The organism is Streptococcus mitis (genome assembly GCF_001579035.1).
Taxonomy (GTDB): Bacteria; Bacillota; Bacilli; order Lactobacillales; family Streptococcaceae; genus Streptococcus; species Streptococcus mitis_J.
The window spans coordinates 181,684-184,420 of the sequence record NZ_KQ970286.1; the positions used below are offsets into that span (position 1 = coordinate 181,684).

Consider the following 2,737-nt stretch of genomic DNA (forward strand, 5'->3'; position numbering starts at 1 on the left):
AATAACCTCAATTCTTCCTCATTTCATTGTAGCACAAGAATTTTTATTTTTAAAATGAAAAAGATGTGATATAATGGAGAAAGATAAATTGAGGAGGACGATATGGCATTAGCAAAAATTGTATTTGCCAGTATGACCGGTAATACCGAAGAAATTGCAGATATTGTAGCAGACAAATTACGTGACTTGGGCTTGGATGTCGATGTTGATGAATGTACAACTGTTGACGCTTCAGACTTCTTGGAAGCAGACATCGCTATCGTTGCGACCTATACTTATGGTGATGGTGAATTGCCAGATGAGATGATGGACTTCTACGAAGACCTAGCAGATCTCAATTTGAATGGTAAAATCTACGGAGTGGTTGGTTCAGGTGACACCTTCTACGATGAATTCTGTAAGGCTGTTGATGACTTTGATCGTGTTTTTGTGTCAACAGGAGCAGAAAAAGGTTCAGAGTGTGTTAAAGTAGATCTTTCTGCTGAGGAAGAAGACATTGAACGCTTAGAACAATTCGCAGAAGAATTGGCTGCTAAAGTAGGATAAGCATAAACGTGCACTGATGGAATCAATCAGTGCATTTTTTTATCGTGAGTTGGGATTTTACTAGCCTATTTGGTGGCTTTTTGATACAATAATTCAAATAAAGGAGGAGATTGTATGGATTTAGATATTATTCGTCAAGAAATTGATCAAATCGATCAAGAGCTTGTAGCCTTGCTGGAAAAACGGATGGTTTGTGTCGGTCAGATTGTAAAATATAAGGAGCAAGAGGGACTCCCTGTGCTCGACCAGGGAAGGGAAAGAGCAGTTCTTGAAAAAGTCGGCTCTCTTGTGATGGATGAGCAGTATCGCTCGACCATTCAAGCCCAATTTCAAGATATGATGAAACACTCTAGAACTTACCAAGAGGAGGTCAGGGCGCGTGATTAGTCTATCCATCAAGGAAAAAGCAAAACAGTATATGGTACTGACAGGGATGGCCCTCTTCATCGGTCTATTGGTCGGTACCATCGATATGATTTTTGGCCAAGGCCTTCTCCTAATCGGAGATGTTCGAAGCCAGCACTGGCCCTTGATTCTTTTCCTGGCTTTAGCAGGGCTTGTCATCGTTTATCTCTATAAACGTTTTGGTGGCAAGGCATCAAAAGGGATGGGCCTAGTTTTTGATGTTGGGCACGCGCGTGAGGAGGAAATCCCCGTGGTCTTGGTGCCTTTGATCATGCTGACGACCTGGATGAGCCACCTCTTTGGTGGTTCGGTTGGTCGGGAAGGCGTAGCTGTCCAGATTGGAGCAACCCTTTCGCATCGTTTTGCCCGTCATATCAAGATAGCCGATGCTTCACGTATTTTTCTTATGACCGGGATGGCAGCAGGTTTTGCGGGGCTCTTTCAGACGCCACTAGCTGCCACCTTCTTTGCCCTTGAAGTTTTGACCGTTGGGGAATTGCAGCTGATTGCCCTCTATCCAGCTCTCATCGCCTCGATCGTGGCGAGCTTCACCTCTCATGCTCTTGGCCTGGAGAAATTTGCTGTGCCACTCAAGGAAACGTTGAGCTGGACACCAGAGACCTTGATCAAAGTTGCCCTTCTTGGCTTGGCTTTTGGCCTCGCTGGGAAGCTCTTTGCAGTTAGTCTTTCTTGGTTGAAAAAAACAGTCGCTCAAGTCTTGCCTAATCCGTATATCCGGATTGCTGTCATTGGGGCTGGTCTCAGCTTAGTCCTCTTGACTCTCCAGCTGACCAAAGTCGGCACTTATAGTGGACTTGGAACCAATCTGATTGATCTAGCCTTTCATCAGGGGACTGCGCAGTCTTATGACTGGATCCTCAAACTTCTCTTTACGGTGGTAACCATCTCTGCTGGATACCAAGGAGGAGAAGTGACACCGCTCTTTGCGATCGGAGCTACGCTTGGCGTCTTTCTCGCATCTATACTGGGTCTTCCAGTCTTGGTCGTTGCAGCTATCGGTTATGCCAGTGTCTTTGGTAGTGCGACTACGACCTTGCTCGCACCGATCTTGATCGGAGGAGAAGTCTTTGGCTATGCCAATCTTCCTTTCTTTGTGATTGCCTGTGCCATAGCCTATTGCCTGCCAAAAGAGTGGAGCATTTATTCCGGTCAAAAAGTTGCAAAAAAGTAGAGAAAAGAGCTTTACAAAACTGAAATTATCTGATATGATAGTTTTTGTGTGTAATGGACGCACAAAAATACAGTTTATCCGCTGAGGAAGTTTCCTCAAGATTGACAAAGATAGGAGAATAAAATGAATCCATTAATCCAAAGCTTGACTGAAGGTCAACTTCGTACAGATATCCCATCATTCCGTCCTGGTGACACTGTTCGTGTACACGCGAAAGTTGTCGAAGGTAACCGTGAACGTATCCAGATTTTTGAAGGTGTTGTTATCGCACGTAAAGGTGCGGGCATCTCTGAAAACTACACAGTTCGTAAAATCTCTAACGGTGTAGGTGTTGAGCGTATCTTCCCAATTCACACTCCACGTGTTGAAAAAATCGAAGTTGTACGTTACGGTAAAGTACGTCGTGCGAAATTGTACTACTTGCGTGCTCTTCAAGGTAAAGCAGCTCGTATCAAAGAAATCCGTCGTTAATTCGACTAAAAAACTCTGCTCATTTAGCAGAGTTTTTATCTAGCTCCCTTAGTTCAATGGATATAACAACTCCCTCCTAAGGAGTAGTTGCTGGTTCGATTCCGGCAGGGGCGATTTTAGTTT

The 2,737-nt window shown here is 44.4% G+C and carries 4 protein-coding genes and 1 tRNA gene; all 5 read left to right on the plus strand.

Annotated elements, in window-relative coordinates; translation table 11 throughout:
* The first annotated feature begins 102 nt into the window (after positions 1 to 102).
* Positions 103 to 546, plus strand: coding sequence for a flavodoxin (locus SMIDD26_RS03185; protein ID WP_001162128.1), 444 nt, complete (start codon positions 103 to 105; stop codon positions 544 to 546).
* 114 nt (positions 547 to 660) lie between these two features.
* Positions 661 to 933: a chorismate mutase gene (locus SMIDD26_RS03190; protein ID WP_061438890.1), complete on the plus strand. Its 273-nt coding sequence runs from the start codon at positions 661 to 663 to the stop codon at positions 931 to 933.
* Entirely contained in the window at positions 926 to 2,143 is a 1,218-nt protein-coding gene (locus tag SMIDD26_RS03195) for a chloride channel protein (RefSeq protein ID WP_134990122.1), read from the plus strand. Before SMIDD26_RS03190 ends, SMIDD26_RS03195 begins: the two co-directional genes overlap by 8 nt.
* Positions 2,144 to 2,266: 123 nt before the next feature.
* Entirely contained in the window at positions 2,267 to 2,614 is a 348-nt protein-coding gene (gene rplS, locus SMIDD26_RS03200; protein WP_001068669.1) for a 50S ribosomal protein L19, read from the plus strand.
* A 42-nt stretch (positions 2,615 to 2,656) separates the two neighbouring features.
* Positions 2,657 to 2,727 (plus strand) — tRNA-Arg (locus SMIDD26_RS03205).
* The last annotated feature ends 10 nt before the right edge of the window (positions 2,728 to 2,737 follow it).

Coding starts and splice junctions, on each gene's coding strand:
- SMIDD26_RS03185 (WP_001162128.1), top strand. CDS start 103: ATGGCATTAGCAAAAATTGTATTTGCCAGTATGACCGGTAATACCGAA.
- SMIDD26_RS03190 (WP_061438890.1), top strand. CDS start 661: ATGGATTTAGATATTATTCGTCAAGAAATTGATCAAATCGATCAAGAG.
- rplS (WP_001068669.1), top strand. CDS start 2,267: ATGAATCCATTAATCCAAAGCTTGACTGAAGGTCAACTTCGTACAGAT.